This window comes from Aquibium carbonis, assembly GCF_003970795.1.
Lineage (GTDB): Bacteria > Pseudomonadota > Alphaproteobacteria > Rhizobiales > Rhizobiaceae > Aquibium > Aquibium carbonis.
This window is the reverse complement of record NZ_RWKW01000033.1, coordinates 1-13,318: the sequence shown is the minus strand read 5'-3', so window position 1 is coordinate 13,318 and position 13,318 is coordinate 1. Positions and strand designations below refer to the sequence as shown.

Annotated in this window: 14 protein-coding genes; 6 read left to right on the top strand and 8 right to left on the bottom strand. The window is 67.0% G+C overall.

The annotated features are described in order from the left end of the window. Positions 1-15: 15 nt before the first annotated feature. The 5 genes from EJC49_RS09245 to EJC49_RS09225 all read right to left on the bottom strand — a co-directional run bounded on the left by EJC49_RS09245 (position 16) and on the right by EJC49_RS09225 (position 3,855). The gene (locus tag EJC49_RS09245) at positions 16-663 is read right to left on the bottom strand and encodes a hypothetical protein (RefSeq protein WP_126699540.1); all 648 of its coding nucleotides are present in this window, start codon (positions 661-663) and stop codon (positions 16-18) included. Positions 664-688: 25 nt separating this feature from the next. Then, entirely contained in the window at positions 689-2,260 is a 1,572-nt protein-coding gene (locus EJC49_RS09240) for an amidase family protein (RefSeq protein ID WP_126699538.1), read from the bottom strand. Further along, positions 2,257-2,727: a GNAT family N-acetyltransferase gene (locus EJC49_RS09235; protein WP_126699536.1), complete on the bottom strand. Its 471-nt coding sequence runs from the start codon at positions 2,725-2,727 to the stop codon at positions 2,257-2,259. Before EJC49_RS09235 ends, EJC49_RS09240 begins: the two co-directional genes overlap by 4 nt. 3 nt (positions 2,728-2,730) lie before the next feature. Then, complete coding sequence (gene gatC, locus EJC49_RS09230) at positions 2,731-3,018, bottom strand: Asp-tRNA(Asn)/Glu-tRNA(Gln) amidotransferase subunit GatC (RefSeq protein ID WP_126699534.1); 288 nt, start codon at positions 3,016-3,018, stop codon at positions 2,731-2,733. A gap of 129 nt (positions 3,019-3,147) precedes the next feature. After that, positions 3,148-3,855 (bottom strand): metal-dependent hydrolase, encoded by a 708-nt coding sequence (locus EJC49_RS09225; protein ID WP_126699532.1) that lies wholly within the window; start codon positions 3,853-3,855, stop codon positions 3,148-3,150. 74 nt (positions 3,856-3,929) lie between these two features. On the opposite strand from EJC49_RS09225, the gene ruvX reads away from it, so the two are divergent. After that, positions 3,930-4,409 (top strand): Holliday junction resolvase RuvX, encoded by a 480-nt coding sequence (gene ruvX / locus EJC49_RS09220; protein WP_126699530.1) that lies wholly within the window; start codon positions 3,930-3,932, stop codon positions 4,407-4,409. On the opposite strand, the gene EJC49_RS09215 is transcribed toward ruvX, so the two are convergent. Beyond that, a complete protein-coding gene (locus tag EJC49_RS09215) occupies positions 4,382-4,696 on the bottom strand; it encodes a DUF6105 family protein (RefSeq protein WP_126699528.1) in 315 nt (104 codons plus the stop codon). The genes ruvX and EJC49_RS09215 overlap by 28 nt on opposite strands. Before the next feature lie 240 nt (positions 4,697-4,936). Between EJC49_RS09215 and EJC49_RS09210 the strand changes: the two genes are divergently transcribed. Next, positions 4,937-5,875, top strand: a complete 939-nt coding sequence (locus EJC49_RS09210; protein ID WP_126699526.1) for an AEC family transporter — start codon at positions 4,937-4,939, stop codon at positions 5,873-5,875. On the opposite strand, the gene EJC49_RS09205 is transcribed toward EJC49_RS09210, so the two are convergent. Next, positions 5,857-7,485 (bottom strand): acyl-CoA dehydrogenase family protein, encoded by a 1,629-nt coding sequence (locus tag EJC49_RS09205; RefSeq protein ID WP_126699524.1) that lies wholly within the window; start codon positions 7,483-7,485, stop codon positions 5,857-5,859. The two genes, EJC49_RS09210 and EJC49_RS09205, sit on opposite strands and share 19 nt — an antisense overlap. Before the next feature lie 152 nt (positions 7,486-7,637). After that, entirely contained in the window at positions 7,638-8,057 is a 420-nt protein-coding gene (locus EJC49_RS09200; RefSeq protein ID WP_126699522.1) for a BA14K family protein, read from the bottom strand. 201 nt (positions 8,058-8,258) lie between these two features. Here EJC49_RS09200 and EJC49_RS09195 point away from each other — a divergent pair, with 201 nt between their 5' ends. Genes EJC49_RS09195 through EJC49_RS09180 form a run of 4 tightly spaced genes read left to right on the top strand, consistent with a single transcriptional unit; the run spans position 8,259 to position 13,214 of the window. Further along, a complete protein-coding gene (locus EJC49_RS09195; RefSeq protein ID WP_126699520.1) occupies positions 8,259-9,722 on the top strand; it encodes a cryptochrome/photolyase family protein in 1,464 nt (487 codons plus the stop codon). After that, a complete protein-coding gene (locus tag EJC49_RS09190) occupies positions 9,719-11,062 on the top strand; it encodes an NAD(P)/FAD-dependent oxidoreductase (protein WP_126699518.1) in 1,344 nt (447 codons plus the stop codon). The genes EJC49_RS09195 and EJC49_RS09190 overlap by 4 nt, the downstream gene beginning before the upstream one ends. Positions 11,063-11,098: 36 nt before the next feature. Further along, the gene (locus EJC49_RS09185; RefSeq protein ID WP_245453329.1) at positions 11,099-11,917 is read left to right on the top strand and encodes a DUF1365 domain-containing protein; all 819 of its coding nucleotides are present in this window, start codon (positions 11,099-11,101) and stop codon (positions 11,915-11,917) included. A 40-nt stretch (positions 11,918-11,957) separates the two neighbouring features. After that, positions 11,958-13,214 (top strand): SAM-dependent methyltransferase, encoded by a 1,257-nt coding sequence (locus EJC49_RS09180; RefSeq protein ID WP_126699514.1) that lies wholly within the window; start codon positions 11,958-11,960, stop codon positions 13,212-13,214. Positions 13,215-13,318: the final 104 nt, after the last annotated feature.

Sequence of the window (13,318 nt, the reverse complement as noted above, 5' to 3'; positions counted from 1 at the left end):
GCCTGCGCGGGCCGGTCAGACGGGCGCGGCATCCGGGGCAGCGTCTCCCGGCCGATCGATGCGGGCTCCTGACGTCGCGCGGTCCCGCTCGGGCTGGTGCCGCTCGAGGAACGCCTGCATCAGCGTCACGACCCGGTCAGCCTCTTCGTCGTCCAGACCAATGCCGAAGGACTGCGGCTTGCCATCGGCGACGAAACGGACCGCACCGCCGCTAAAGGCGCCGTTCGCGGCATGCCTGCCCTGCTGTTCCGCAAGTTCCACGCCCGACAACTGGTCCACGCGGAAGACCTTGCGCCGGGTGATCGCCCCGAAGCCACGCTCGGTGACGATGCCGCCCCCCTCGATCAGGAACAGCTTCTCCACGCCGACGAGGTTCCAGGCGAGGACCGCAAGCGCGGCGAGACCACCGAGCGTCCAGAACGAGACCCAGACCAGCAGGAACAGGTCGACGGCGAACGGGCCGCCGGAGCCGAAAAGCTGCGCCAGCGCGAACCACTCGCCCATGGCCCAGCCGCAGAGCCAGACCAGCATGAAGATCACCAGGCCGATGTTGCGACGTGTCGGATTGTAGACGCCGATCCCGTCCTGCGTCTTGCGGAAGGTGACGCGCCACGGCGCCCCATCGCGCCGGTCGCGCACGATATCGGAGTGGATGCCTTTCATCGGCCCCTGTTACGCACCGGCACCGCTACCACCATTTCGTCGGCTCGAACCGTCCCGCCGCCTGCTCGATGACATGGGCGGTGCGGAACAGCGTCTCTTCCTCGAAGGGCTTGCCGATCAGTTGCAGGCCGAGCGGCAGGCCGCGGCCGTCGAGACCGGCCGGAACGGCGATGCCGGGCAGGCCGGCCATGTTCACCGTCACCGTGAAGATATCGTTCAGGTACATCTTCACCGGATCGCTGGCCATGTCCTGGTCGGCGATGCCGAAGGCGGCCGATGGCGTGGCCGGGGTCAGGATGGCGTCGACGCCGGCTGCGAAGACGTCCTCGAAGTCCTTCTTGATCAGCGTGCGCACCTTCTGCGCCTTCAGGTAGTAGGCGTCGTAATAGCCGGCGGACAGGACGTAGGTGCCGATCATGATGCGGCGCTTGACCTCGCGGCCGAAGCCGGCGGCACGGGTCTTCTCGTACATCTCGGCAATGTCCTTGCCGGGCACCCGCAGGCCGTAGCGAACCCCGTCATAGCGCGCGAGATTGGACGAGGCCTCGGCCGGCGCGACGATGTAATAGGCGGGCTGCGCGTATTTGGTGTGCGGCAGCGATATGTCGACGATCTCGGCCCCGGCGTCGCGCATCCAGTCGATGCCCTGCTGCCACAACGCCTCGATCTCGGCCGGCATGCCGTCGACCCGATACTCCTTCGGAATGCCGATCTTCATGCCGCGGACGGATCGGCCGAGCGCAGCTTCGTAGTCCGGCACCGGCAGATCGACGGAGGTCGTGTCCTTGCGGTCGACGGAGGCCATCGACCTGAGCAGGATCGCCGCGTCGCGCACGTCGCGGGCGATCGGGCCGGCCTGGTCGAGCGAGGAGGCGAAGGCCACGATGCCCCAGCGCGAGCAGCGGCCATAGGTCGGCTTGATGCCGACGGTGCCGGTGAAGGCGGCCGGCTGGCGGATCGAGCCGCCGGTGTCGGTGGCGGTCGCGCCGGCGCACAGCCAGGCGGAAACGGCCGCCGCCGAACCGCCGGACGACCCGCCCGGCACCAGGTCGACATTGTCGAGCACGCGCTCGCGGCGCACGCTGCTGCCCTCGCCGGCAAAACCGCCCTCGCCGGCATGCGTCACCGGCTTGCCGGTCATGATCATCTCGCGCGAACTGCGCCAGGGATTCCTGACCGGGCCGTAGTAGGACGTCTCGTTGGACGAGCCCATGGCGAACTCGTCCATGTTGAGCTTGCCCAGCATCACGGCGCCGTCTGCCCAGAGATTGGCCGTGACGGTGGATTCGTAGCGCGGCTCGAAGCCGTCCAGCACGTGGCTGCAGGCCTGGGTGTGGACACCTTCGGTGCCGAACAGGTCCTTGATGCCGAGCGGAATGCCCTCCAGCGCGCCGCCCTCGCCCTTCGACAGCTTCGCGTCGGATGCCGCCGCCATGGCGCGCGCCTTGTCATGGGTGACTTTCACATAGGCGTTCAAGGCGCCGTTGGCCGCATCGATCGCCGACAGATAGGCGTCCGTCAGTTCTGTTGCCGTGATCTCCTTGCCGGCGAGCTGGTCGCGGGCCTGCGAGATCGTGAGTTTCGTCAGGTCGGTCATGGAAGCATCTTCTTTTCGTAAAAGCGCGAATAGCCTGAATCGGGATAGTCGAGCACGGCGCCGCAGACGGTGAAGCCGCCGCGCTCGTAGACGCGCCAGGCCTCCTCGAAGCCTGGCGCCTCGCCGGTTTCGAGCACCAGCCGCGTCAGGCCTTTTTCGCGCGCGAGCCGTTCGATCCGCTGCAACAGCCGGGAGCCGACCCGCTGGCCGCGCACCTCCGCCAGCGTGTACATGCGTTTCACCTCGCCCAGCCCGTCGCCATGGTCCTTGAGCGAGCCCATGCCGACGGCCCTGCCCGCCTCGTCGCGGGCGACGAAGCACGTCACCGAGGGCTCGGCCATCTGCTCGACGGTGAGCTGGAACTGGAATTCGCGCGGGGTCAGCGGCATCATGTAGGCGTTGAGCTCGGCGACCAGCCGGCGCACCTCGTCCTGCAACGGCGTCTCGGCGGCGATGGTCACGGCCACGGCCTACTCCACCACCTTCGGGACCAGGAAGAAGTTTTCCGCCGAAGCCGGCGCGTTGGCGACCACGTCGGCGGCCTTGCCGCCGTCGGTCACCACATCGTCGCGCTTGCGCATCGCCATCGGGATCACCGAGGTCATCGGCTCGACGCCGGCCACGTCCACCTCGTCCAGTTGCTCGACGAAGCCGAGGATGGCGTTGAGTTCGCCGGTCATCCGCTCGGCGTCGTCCTCGGTGACGGCGATGCGGGCGAGATGCGCGACGCGCTTGACGGTGGCGAGATCGACGGACATTCACTTCTCCGGGATTGGACCGGCCCCGCGGCTCGCCCGGGGCCGTTTGCGGCTATAGCGGTCGGATGCCGAAGGCGCAACGGGCGCGGTCCGCTGCCGCCCGCCCGCCGCGCCTCCATACGAGCGCCGTCAGAGGGCGATCGCCTCGCCGACCGTCGGCGTCTTCACGGCGACGCCCGAGCCATCCATCCCGGCGACGAATTTCTCCGCGTTCTGATCGAGCATCGGGAAGGTGCCGAAATGGCAGGGGATCACGGTCTCGAACTTGAAGAAGCGGCGGCAGGCGAGCGCGGCCACCGCGCCGCCCATGGTGAAGCGGTCGCCGACCGGCACCAGGCCGATCTTCGGCTCGTGCAACTCGTCGATCAGCGCCATGTCGGAGAAGATGTCGGTGTCGCCCATGTGGTAGAGCGTCCTGTCGCCGGGGAAATGCAGGACGAGGCCGAGCGGATTGCCCAGATAGGTGTTCTGGCCGCCCTCGCCGCCGAAGGACGAGGAATGCAGGGCCTGCACGAAGGTGGTGGTGAAGCCGCCGCAATCGACCGTTCCGCCGGCATTGCCGGGGTTGATGCGGTTCGGGTCGACGCCCTGGCCGACCAGGAACATGCAGAGCTCGTAATTGCCGACCACCATGGCGCCGGTCGCCTTGTGGATCGCCACCGTGTCGCCGACATGGTCGTTGTGGCCATGGGTCAGCAGCACGTGGGTCACCCCCTCCGCGATCTCCTCCCAGCCCTGGCCCCAGGACGGATTGCCGGTCAGGAACGGGTCGATCAGGATCCGGGCGTCGCCGACCTCGATGCGGAAGGCCGAATGGCCGAGCCAGGTGATCTTCATGGATGGTTCTCCTTGCTATTGGTCGGCGGGAAGATAGAACGCGGCCTGACCTGGAAGAAAGGCCCCGTCTGGCCATGCCCGTAATTTCGATGGAAGACCTGCCGGCCGTGCTTGCCGGCGGCCATACGCTGGCGGGGCTCGACCTCGGCGACAAGACGATCGGCCTGGCCGTGTCCGACAAGGGTCTGAGCTTCGCCAATCCCCGTCCGGTGATCATGCGGCGGAAATTCACCCTCGACGCCGAGGCGCTCCTGGCTCAGGCGGCCAGGGACGGCGTCGGCGCCTTCGTGATGGGCCTGCCGATCAACATGGACGGATCCGAGGGGCCGCGCGCGCAGGCCAGCCGCGCCTTCGTGCGCAACATGCAGCGGCTCACCGCCCTGCCCTTCGCCTTCTGGGACGAACGGCTGTCGACGGTGGCGGCCGAGCGGGCGCTGATCGAGATGGACGTGTCGCGCAAGAAGCGCAGCGGGCGGATCGATTCGGCGGCGGCCGCCTTCATCCTCCAGGGCGCGCTCGACCGGCTTCAGGCGCTCGGCGACGCGACGTCCTGAACGGCCGGGCCGCGCCGTCTTTCGCGCATCCAGGCGCCGATCGACTTGCGGCGGCGGAAGGCCAGGATGCCGAAGATGAGCACGGTGTCCACGATGCAGGCCCGCGCCACCATCCCCGGCAGAATCGACGGATCGAGCCCCAGGATGTCGCCGTAAAGCCGGAACACCTCGTCGTGCAGCACGCGGCTGAAGAACAGCTGGCCGAAATGGATGTCGTGGTACGACAATCCGAACCAGGACCAGAACAGTCCCATCGGCAACGCCCAGAACAGGATGATGTAACGCATCGGAACCTCTATTCCAGGCACGAATCTCGGGGGGCCGGAACCACTGTCCCACCTCAACCCCAACGATGGGGGCATGGCTGCCCCCGATCAACGGAAACCATTCGTTAAGGTTAACGAACCCTGAGCCGCAGGCGTCACGGGGATGCAGCCGTCCGGCCATCGCGATCGACAGGCCACGGCTTCCATCCGGACGACAAAGGCACTAAGCCGGCCTCATTCCCGCCGGACCCTTGCCAGCCCATGATCGCGACGTTCGAAAGCATCCTGCCGATCTTCCTGCTCATCGCGGCCGGCCATCTGCTGCGCCGTATCCGGCTGGTCGACGACGCCGCCTGGCCCGGCCTCGAGCAGCTCGGCTACTGGTTTCTCTACCCCGCGCTGCTCTTCGTCACGATCTACAACGCGGACTTCTCGGGGCTGGAATGGAACGGGATGCTCGCCGCGCTGGCCATCGCGGTCGCGGTGACGGGGGTCCTGACCGCCCTCCTCTGGCTGCCATTGCGTCGATACGGCCTGGCGACGGCGGGTGAGTTCTCGTCGATCTTCCAGACCAGCGTGCGCTGGAACGGCTTCATGGCGCTGGCGATCGCCGACAAGATCTTCCCGCAGGAAGGCGCGGCGGTGGTGGCCCTGGTCATGGCGTTCATCATCGTGCCGATCAACATCGAATCGGTGATCGTCGTCAGCCGGTTCGCCAATCGCGACGCCAACTGGGGCCGCATTCTTCGAACGATTGCGCTCAATCCCCTCATCATCGCATCGCTGGCTGGCGTGATCTTGCGCTTTTTCCCCCTAGGCCTCTACGAACCGCTCAACGAGACTCTCGGCCTCATCGGCCGCGCGGCCCTGGGAATGGGATTGCTCACCATCGGCGCGGGGCTGCGGCTGTCGGATACGCTGCGGCCGCGCCTGCCCGTCCTCCTGCCGGTCGCGATCAAGCTGGTCGCCTTTCCGGCGCTGCTGATCAGCCTGGCCTGGAGCCTCGGCGTCACCGGTCCCCAGCTCGAGTATCTCGCCCTTTGCGCCGCCGTGCCGACGGCCATGAACGGATATCTTCTGGCGCGCCAGCTCGGCGGCGACGCCGAACTCTATGCCGCCGTCACGACGGTCCAGACCGCCGCAGCGTTCTTCACGATCCCGGCCGTTCTGGCGATCACCGGCTACGTCGTTTCCGGGTAGAGCGTATCGAGGATCAGCCTGGAATCGTGGCGCGTGTCCAGCATCCCGTAGGTGCTGCGCCACTGCCCCGCCAGCCGTGTCTCGATGAAGGCGTCGGCGATCCGCCCTGCCCCCAGCCGCTTCAGCTCCGCGGCCGCCGTCGACAAGGCCAGCTGCTCGGCAAGGATGCGGGCCGACCCCTCGTCCGACAGCGCCACCTCCAGTGCGGCGCGCAGCACCCCGACGGTTCCCTTGCCTCCCGGCCCGAGGTCGCGCTCGACGATTCCCATGACGTCGGCAAACAGCGAGGGCGCTTGCCTAAAGACCCGCAGCATGTCGAGCGCCAGCGTGTTGCCCGGCCCTTCCCAGTTGGCGCTGGCCGGGGAGTCGCGAAACAGGCGCGCCATCGGGCTTTCGTCCACGTAACCGTTGCCGCCATAGCATTCCATCGCTTCGGCGACGACGCTCGGGGCGAGCTTGCAGACCCAGTACTTGACGACGGGTGTCATCGCCCTGGCGAAGGCGGCCTCGCTCCGATCGCCGGCCGCGCGGTCGAACGACCGCGCGAGGCGCAAGGAAAGCGCGGTTGCCGCCGCCACGTCGAGCGCCAGATCGGCGAGCACGCGCTGCATGATCGGCTTGTCGATGAGCTTGTGCCCCTGGGACCGCCGATGGCGGGCATGGTGGATCGCCTCGGCGAGTGCGGCGCGCATGATGCCGGCCGACGACAGCGCGCCGTCGAGCCTCGACAGCGTCACCATGTCCATGATCGTCTTCTGTCCGGCGCCCGGCGCGCCAACCCGCTCGGCGATCGCGCCGCTGAACTCGACCTCGGCGGTCGCGGTCGACCGGTTGCCGAGCTTGTCCTTCAACCTCTGAATGCGCAGGCCGTTGGCCTGTGCCGAACTGAGGATTCGCGGCACGAGGAAACAGGACAGGCCCTCCGGCGCCTGGGCAAGCATCAGGAAGGCGTCGCACATCGGGGCCGACAGGAACCACTTGTGTCCGGTCAGGCGAAAGAAGCCGTTCTCGGCGGGCTCGGCGCGGCTGGAAATGCTTTCGACGTCGCTCCCGCCCTGCTTCTCGGTCAGGCCCATGCCGATCAGCAGGCCGGTCTTTTCCACCGGCGGCTTCTGGGCGGGATCATACTTCCGGGTGGTGACTCGCGGCGCCCATTCCCGAAAGAGCTTGGGCGAGGCCATGAGCGCGGCCAGCGCCCCACTGGTCGTCGACAGGGCAGAGAGATGCGCGCTCTCGAGTTGCGCCATCATGTAGAATCGCGTGGCGCGAATCTGGTGACGGCGGCCTGTCTCGGCCTCGTCGTTCTCCCACACCGAGGAGTGGAGGCCAGTGGCCACCGACCGGCGCAGCAAGGCGTGGTAGGCGGGATGGAACTCCACCTGATCGATGCGCCGGCCATGACGGTCGTGGGTGCGCAGTCTCGGCATTTCGGAGTTCGCCAGCCGGGCCAGTTCCTGGGCTTCCGCCGAAAAAGCGAACCGGCCGGCCGTATCCAGATCCTTGCGGACGACCGGCGAAAACTCTTCCGACAACTGAACGAGGAGAGGATCGCCCCGCCATGCATTCGAACCTGCGAGCGGGGGGGCCTGGTTCGTCACTTCATGCGTCACTTGCGATTGTCCCGTCACCCCTCATCTGGCCGCTTATAGCGCAAGCACGCGACAACAGGCGACGGATTTGCACGCCCTGCGCACAACATGCGCGGGCGCACACGTCGACGCCGGCCCTCGATGCGGGACCGGCGACGGGAAGCGGGTGCGCTTCAGTAGGCGTAAGGCGACCGGCAGATGCGTCGCGGACCGTTGTAGGGCTGGAAGGTGTTCGAACGGGAATCGTAGGACCGGTAGCGGCTATGGCACCAGGCGATGTGGGCGCTGGGCACGCTGCGGTAGCGATAGGCCGGCTGGGTGGCGATGATGCCGCCGATGACGGCGCCGGCGACGAGACCACCGACGATCGGACCTGCATGGTTGCGCCGGTGATGATATCTGGCATGCGGTCGGTGATGATGGTGCCGGTGGTACCTGCGATGCCGATATCCAGCCTGGACCACATCGTTCGGCACCTCGGCCGTCGCCGGGGTCGAAAGCCGGAGCGGCGCCGACGTCGCCGGAACGACCGCAACTGCGGTGACGGACAGGGAAAGGGCAAATGCGAGGCAGGCGGAAAGAATGCGTTTCATGTGTTCCTCCACGGTTTCGCTGCACGTCCTGAATGGTATCATCCCCGGCCGGCTTGTCCAACACGCGAGGCGACGGCCTGTCGCCGCCGTTTTTTCACGGACATTCGCCGAGAAGACGACCGATTGCCTAATCCAGTGGCGGCAATACTGCGTATCGCCAGCAATGATCGATATCCTTCGTGCCAGCCTGCGGAATTCCAGATGACAGCCTCGCGATCCGGGGACGGCGACGATCCCGTCCTCGTTCTCTTCAGGCATGACCTGCGGCTGGCCGACAATCGCGCGCTCGATGCCGCCGTGCAATCGGGCCGGGCCGTCATTCCGGTCTTCATCCTCGACGAGGAGAGCAAGGGCGTGCGGCCCATCGGCGCCGCGCGCCGCTGGTGGCTGCACCATTCGCTGACCGCGCTCAGCCGCGACATGGCCGACAGGGGGGCCAGCCTTCTCTTCCGTCGCGGACCGACCCGCGCGATCGTCGATTCGGTGGTCGCGGAAACGGGTGCCGGGCGCGTGCTCTGGAACCGGCGCTACGATCCGGCGGGCGCCGCGACAGACGCAGCGCTGAAGGACCATCTGCGCGGGCGCGGCATCGATTGCGAAAGCTTCGAGGGACAGCTCCTGCATGAACCGACACGGCTGAAGACGGGTTCCGGCGGGCCGTACCGGGTCTATTCCCCCTTCTGGCGCGCGCTCGTCGCCGAGCCGGCGCCGAGGCCGCCGCTCGAGGCACCGAAATCGATCCGCGGCCATGACGGCGCGCTGGCGAGCGACAGTCTCGCCAGCTGGGCGCTTTTGCCGACGAAACCGGACTGGACCGGTGGACTGCGCAACGAATGGACGCCCGGCGAGGCCGGGGCGACCGCCCGGCTGCGGATGTTTCTGGAGAACGCGATCGACGGCTACGGCGAAAACCGGGATCGCCCGGGGCTCGAATCGACGTCGCGGCTTTCGCCCCACCTGGCCCATGGCGAAATCACGCCGTTCCAGATCTGGCAGGCGGTGAAGGATGCCGCAGACAGCGCTCCCGGGCACGATGCGGAGAAGTTCCTCAAGGAGGTGGTCTGGCGCGAGTTTTCCTACCACCTGCTGTTCCACAATCCCGACCTTGCGGAGAAGAACTACAACAGCGACTTCGACGGTTTTGCATGGCGCCGGTCGGAGGACCTGCTGGAGGCCTGGCGCCGGGGCCGCACCGGGTATCCGATCGTCGATGCCGGCATGCGGGAGCTGTGGCAGACCGGGTGGATGCACAACCGGGTGCGGATGGTCTGCGCCTCCTTCCTCATCAAGCATCTGCTGCAGGACTGGCGCGAAGGCGAACGCTGGTTCTGGGACACGCTGGTGGATGCCGACCCGGCCAGCAATGCCGCCAGCTGGCAATGGGTGGCGGGTTCCGGCGCGGATGCCGCACCCTATTTCCGCATCTTCAACCCCATCCTGCAAGGCGAGAAGTTCGACGGCGATGGCGACTATGTCCGCCGATACGTGCCCGAGCTGTCGCGCCTGCCGAACCGTTTCCTGCACAAGCCGAACGAAGCGCCCGCGCTGGTGCTCGAGGAGGCCGGCGTGAAACTCGGCCGCGAATATCCCGTACCTGTGATCGAGCATGCCCATGCCCGCGACAGGGCCATGAGCGCCTACAATGCGATGAAAGGATCCGCATGAGCATCGTCAAACTGGACCGCACGAACGACCGCGGCCGGAAGAGAATCGCCGTGGTCGGATCCGGCGTTTCGGGCGCGTCGGCGGCTTGGGCGCTGCACGCAAGCCATGACGTGACGCTCTTCGAGGCGGAGGCGCGACCCGGCGGCCATACCGCGACGGTCGACGTCGACTATGACGGAACCAGGATTGCGGTCGACACCGGCTTCATCGTCTACAACGAGCTGAACTATCCCGAGCTCAAGGCGCTGTTTTCGCATCTCGGCGTCGCCACCCACGAGAGCAACATGGGTTTCTCGCTCTCGCTCGACGGCGGACGGCGCGAATGGAGCGGCCAGACCTACCGCTCCATCTTCGCCCAGCGGCGCAACATGTTCTCGCCTTCGTTCCTGTGGATGCTGCGCGAGATCCTGCGCTTCAACCGGCAATGCATCCAGGATCGCGAGGCCGGCCTTCTGGGCGGGGTCTCCATCGGGCAATACCTGGAGACCCGCCGCTTCTCGGCCGAATTCCGCGACGACTACCTGATTCCCATGGCGGCGGCGATCTGGTCGACGCCGCGCGTCAAGATGCTGGACTTTCCCGCCGCGACCTTCGTCTCCTTCTTCGAGAACCACCGTCTCATCCACAATGAGCGGCCGATGTGGCGCACCGTGACGGGCGGTTCACGAACCTATCTGGACAAGCTGCTGGCACCCCTCGGCGAACGGCTTCGGGTCGGGGCGCCGGTCGAGCGCGTGCTCCGCGACGAGCACGGGGTGACGGTGACGGCCCGCGGCGCCGCGCCGGAGCGCTTCGACGACGTCGTCATCGCCAGCCACTCGGACCAGGCGCTCGCGATGCTCGGCGACGCCTCGCCGATGGAGCACAGAATCCTTGGCGCCGTGGCCTACCGACCGAACCGGGTGATCCTGCACAGGGACGCGCGCCTGATGCCCAAGCGGCGCGCGGCCTGGTCGGCCTGGAACTACATCCGCTCGAGCGGGATGGACATGGAAAAGGAGGTGTGCGTCACCTACTGGATGAACGCGCTCCAGGGCATCGATCCCGCAAAGCCGCTGTTCGTGTCGCTGAACCCGGTGGTCGAGCCGGCCGAGGGAACCGTGTTCGGCGAGTGGAGCTTCTCGCACCCGCAGTTCGATTCGCGGGCGCTGTCGGCGCAGGCGCGTCTCGACGACATCCAGGGCGTGCGGCACACCTGGTTCGCCGGCGCCTGGACCGGCCATGGCTTCCACGAGGACGGCCTGCGGTCCGGCCTGAAGGTCGCCGAAGCGCTCGGCGGTGTGATACCGTGGCGCCGAGTGGAGGCAGCCGATGCGAACCTGCCGCTGGCGGCTGAATAGTTGAAGCAGATGCCAAGGACAGAACGAGCCACGACCATGGCTGGAAACGGCGCGCCGCCGCAGGCCGCGGCCGTGCTCTACCGTGGCGAGGTGATGCACCAGCGCCTGAAGCCGTTCGGGCATCGTTTCGCCTATTCGGTGTTCTCGCTGCTGGTCGACCTGGATCGCCTCGACGAGGTGGGGCGCATGACCCCGCTGCTGTCGGTGAACAGGCCGAACGTGGTGTCGTTTCGCGACTCGGACCATGGCGAAAGGCCAGGCGAAACGGCGCGGGCCTATGCCGACCGGCTTCTGGCCGAGGCGGGGCTGGAGCAGCGGGCGGCCCGCATCCTGCTTTTGTGTTACCCGCGCATTCTCGGCTACGTGTTCAATCCGATATCGGTCTACTTCGCCTATGACGCGGGGGGCGAACTCGTCGCGCTGATCTACGGCGTGCGCAACACGTTCGGCCAGCGCCATTCCTACGTCGCGCTGATCGAGCCGGGCGACGTGAGCGCTGCCGGCGTGCGGCAGACAAGGCGCAAGCTCTTCCATGTCTCGCCCTTCGTCGGCATGGACGCACGCTATCATTTCCGCATTCTCCCGCCCGGCCGGTCCGTACGGGTCCGGATCCACGAGACCGAAGGCGGGGAGCCGCTGCTCGCGGCGACGTTTGCTGGAACCTCGCGCCCACTGGATTCATTGACTCTTGGCGCCTGCCTCTTGCGGTTTCCGCTCCTCACATGGAAAATCGTGGCCGGCATCCACTGGGAGGCCTTGAAGCTCTGGCTGAAGGGCGCGCGGTTCAACACGAGTCCCCCCGCGCCCCGGACGGCGAGCTATCGTGACGGTCCGGCGATCGAGCCGGGGGAGTGAGACGCAGTCGCCGCCAAGCGGGCACAGGAGGCGGGCACCGATGAACGAACACACGACGATCACCACGCAGGAACAGAGGCCGATCCGGCTCACGGACGCCAACATCGGCGAGTTCACCAGGGGGCTTCCCGCGAAGGTCCGGCTGGTGCTCTCGGCGGCGATCCGCCTGCCGAAGGGCACGCTGACGGCCCAGTTGCCCGATGGCCGGACCATTTTCGTCGGCGGCAACGGCCCGGGACCGGACGCGCATGTGGAACTGCGCAACTGGCGACTGCCGGGCCGGGCCTTCGCCGGCGGAACCATCGGGGTGGCCGAATCCTACATGGACGGCGACTGGGACAGCCGCGACGTCACGACCTTCCTCGAGCTCTTCGTGGTCAACCAGGAGACGGGCGAGGAGGTGGCCGGCGGCGCCAACTGGCTGCTGACCACCATCCAGCGCATCCGCCACTGGCTGAACGAGAACACGCGGACGGGCTCGAAGCGCAACATCACCGCGCATTACGACCTCGGCAACGCCTTCTATCGCGAATGGCTCGACCCGAGCATGACCTATTCGTCGGCGCTCTACGACACCGGCGCCAACGACCTGGAATCGGCACAAGCGGCGAAGTATCGCGCGCTGGCGCGCGACGGCGGCATCGGACCGTCGAGCAGCGTGCTCGAGATCGGCTGCGGCTGGGGCGGGTTCGCCGAGTTCGCCGCGCGCGAGATCGGCTGCAAGGTGACCGGCCTGACGATCAGCCGCGAGCAGCATGATTTCGCGCGCGAGCGTATCCACAAGGCCGGCCTCTCCGACAAGGTCGAAATCAAGCTGCAGGATTATCGCGACGAGACCGGCCGCTACGACAACATCGCCTCGATCGAGATGTTCGAGGCGGTCGGCGAAAAATACTGGCCGGTGTTCTTCCGCAAGGTGAAGGACAGCCTGAAGCCGGGCGGTACGGCGGCGATGCAGATCATCACCATCAACGAGGCCGCATTCGACGCCTATCGCCGCAGGCCGGACTTCATCCAGCGCTACGTGTTTCCCGGCGGCATGCTGCCGACGCCGAGCCTCCTGAAGACGCTCGGTTCCGACCAGGGCCTGTCCTTCCTCAAGGAACGCGTCTTCGCGCAGGACTATGCAAGGACGCTGGCAGACTGGCGCGAGCGCTTCTGGGCCTCATGGGAAAAGCTCGTGCCGCTCGGCTTCGACGACCGCTTCCGCAAGCTGTGGGAGTTCTACCTGCACTATTGCGAAGCCGGCTTCCGGGCCGAGTACATCGACGTGCGGCAGGTGGTCTACAAGGCGTGAGGCCCGCAGGCGCCGGCCAGAGCGTGTCGCGCCCAATCCGGCTCATTCTGTTTCTCGTTTGGCGAGGTGATCCACGAGAAGGATGGCGCGGGTCGATGTGGTGC

Excerpts from the sequence above, each read along its gene's own strand:
- EJC49_RS09245 (WP_126699540.1), bottom strand. The coding sequence starts at position 663 with ATGAAAGGCATCCACTCCGATATCGTGCGCGACCGGCGCGATGGGGCG.
- EJC49_RS09240 (WP_126699538.1), bottom strand. The coding sequence starts at position 2,260 with ATGACCGACCTGACGAAACTCACGATCTCGCAGGCCCGCGACCAGCTC.
- gatC (WP_126699534.1), bottom strand. The coding sequence starts at position 3,018 with ATGTCCGTCGATCTCGCCACCGTCAAGCGCGTCGCGCATCTCGCCCGC.
- EJC49_RS09225 (WP_126699532.1), bottom strand. The coding sequence starts at position 3,855 with ATGAAGATCACCTGGCTCGGCCATTCGGCCTTCCGCATCGAGGTCGGC.
- ruvX (WP_126699530.1), top strand. The coding sequence starts at position 3,930 with ATGCCCGTAATTTCGATGGAAGACCTGCCGGCCGTGCTTGCCGGCGGC.
- EJC49_RS09215 (WP_126699528.1), bottom strand. The coding sequence starts at position 4,696 with ATGCGTTACATCATCCTGTTCTGGGCGTTGCCGATGGGACTGTTCTGG.
- EJC49_RS09210 (WP_126699526.1), top strand. The coding sequence starts at position 4,937 with ATGATCGCGACGTTCGAAAGCATCCTGCCGATCTTCCTGCTCATCGCG.
- EJC49_RS09200 (WP_126699522.1), bottom strand. The coding sequence starts at position 8,057 with ATGAAACGCATTCTTTCCGCCTGCCTCGCATTTGCCCTTTCCCTGTCC.
- EJC49_RS09195 (WP_126699520.1), top strand. The coding sequence starts at position 8,259 with ATGACAGCCTCGCGATCCGGGGACGGCGACGATCCCGTCCTCGTTCTC.
- EJC49_RS09190 (WP_126699518.1), top strand. The coding sequence starts at position 9,719 with ATGAGCATCGTCAAACTGGACCGCACGAACGACCGCGGCCGGAAGAGA.
- EJC49_RS09185 (WP_245453329.1), top strand. The coding sequence starts at position 11,099 with ATGGCTGGAAACGGCGCGCCGCCGCAGGCCGCGGCCGTGCTCTACCGT.
- EJC49_RS09180 (WP_126699514.1), top strand. The coding sequence starts at position 11,958 with ATGAACGAACACACGACGATCACCACGCAGGAACAGAGGCCGATCCGG.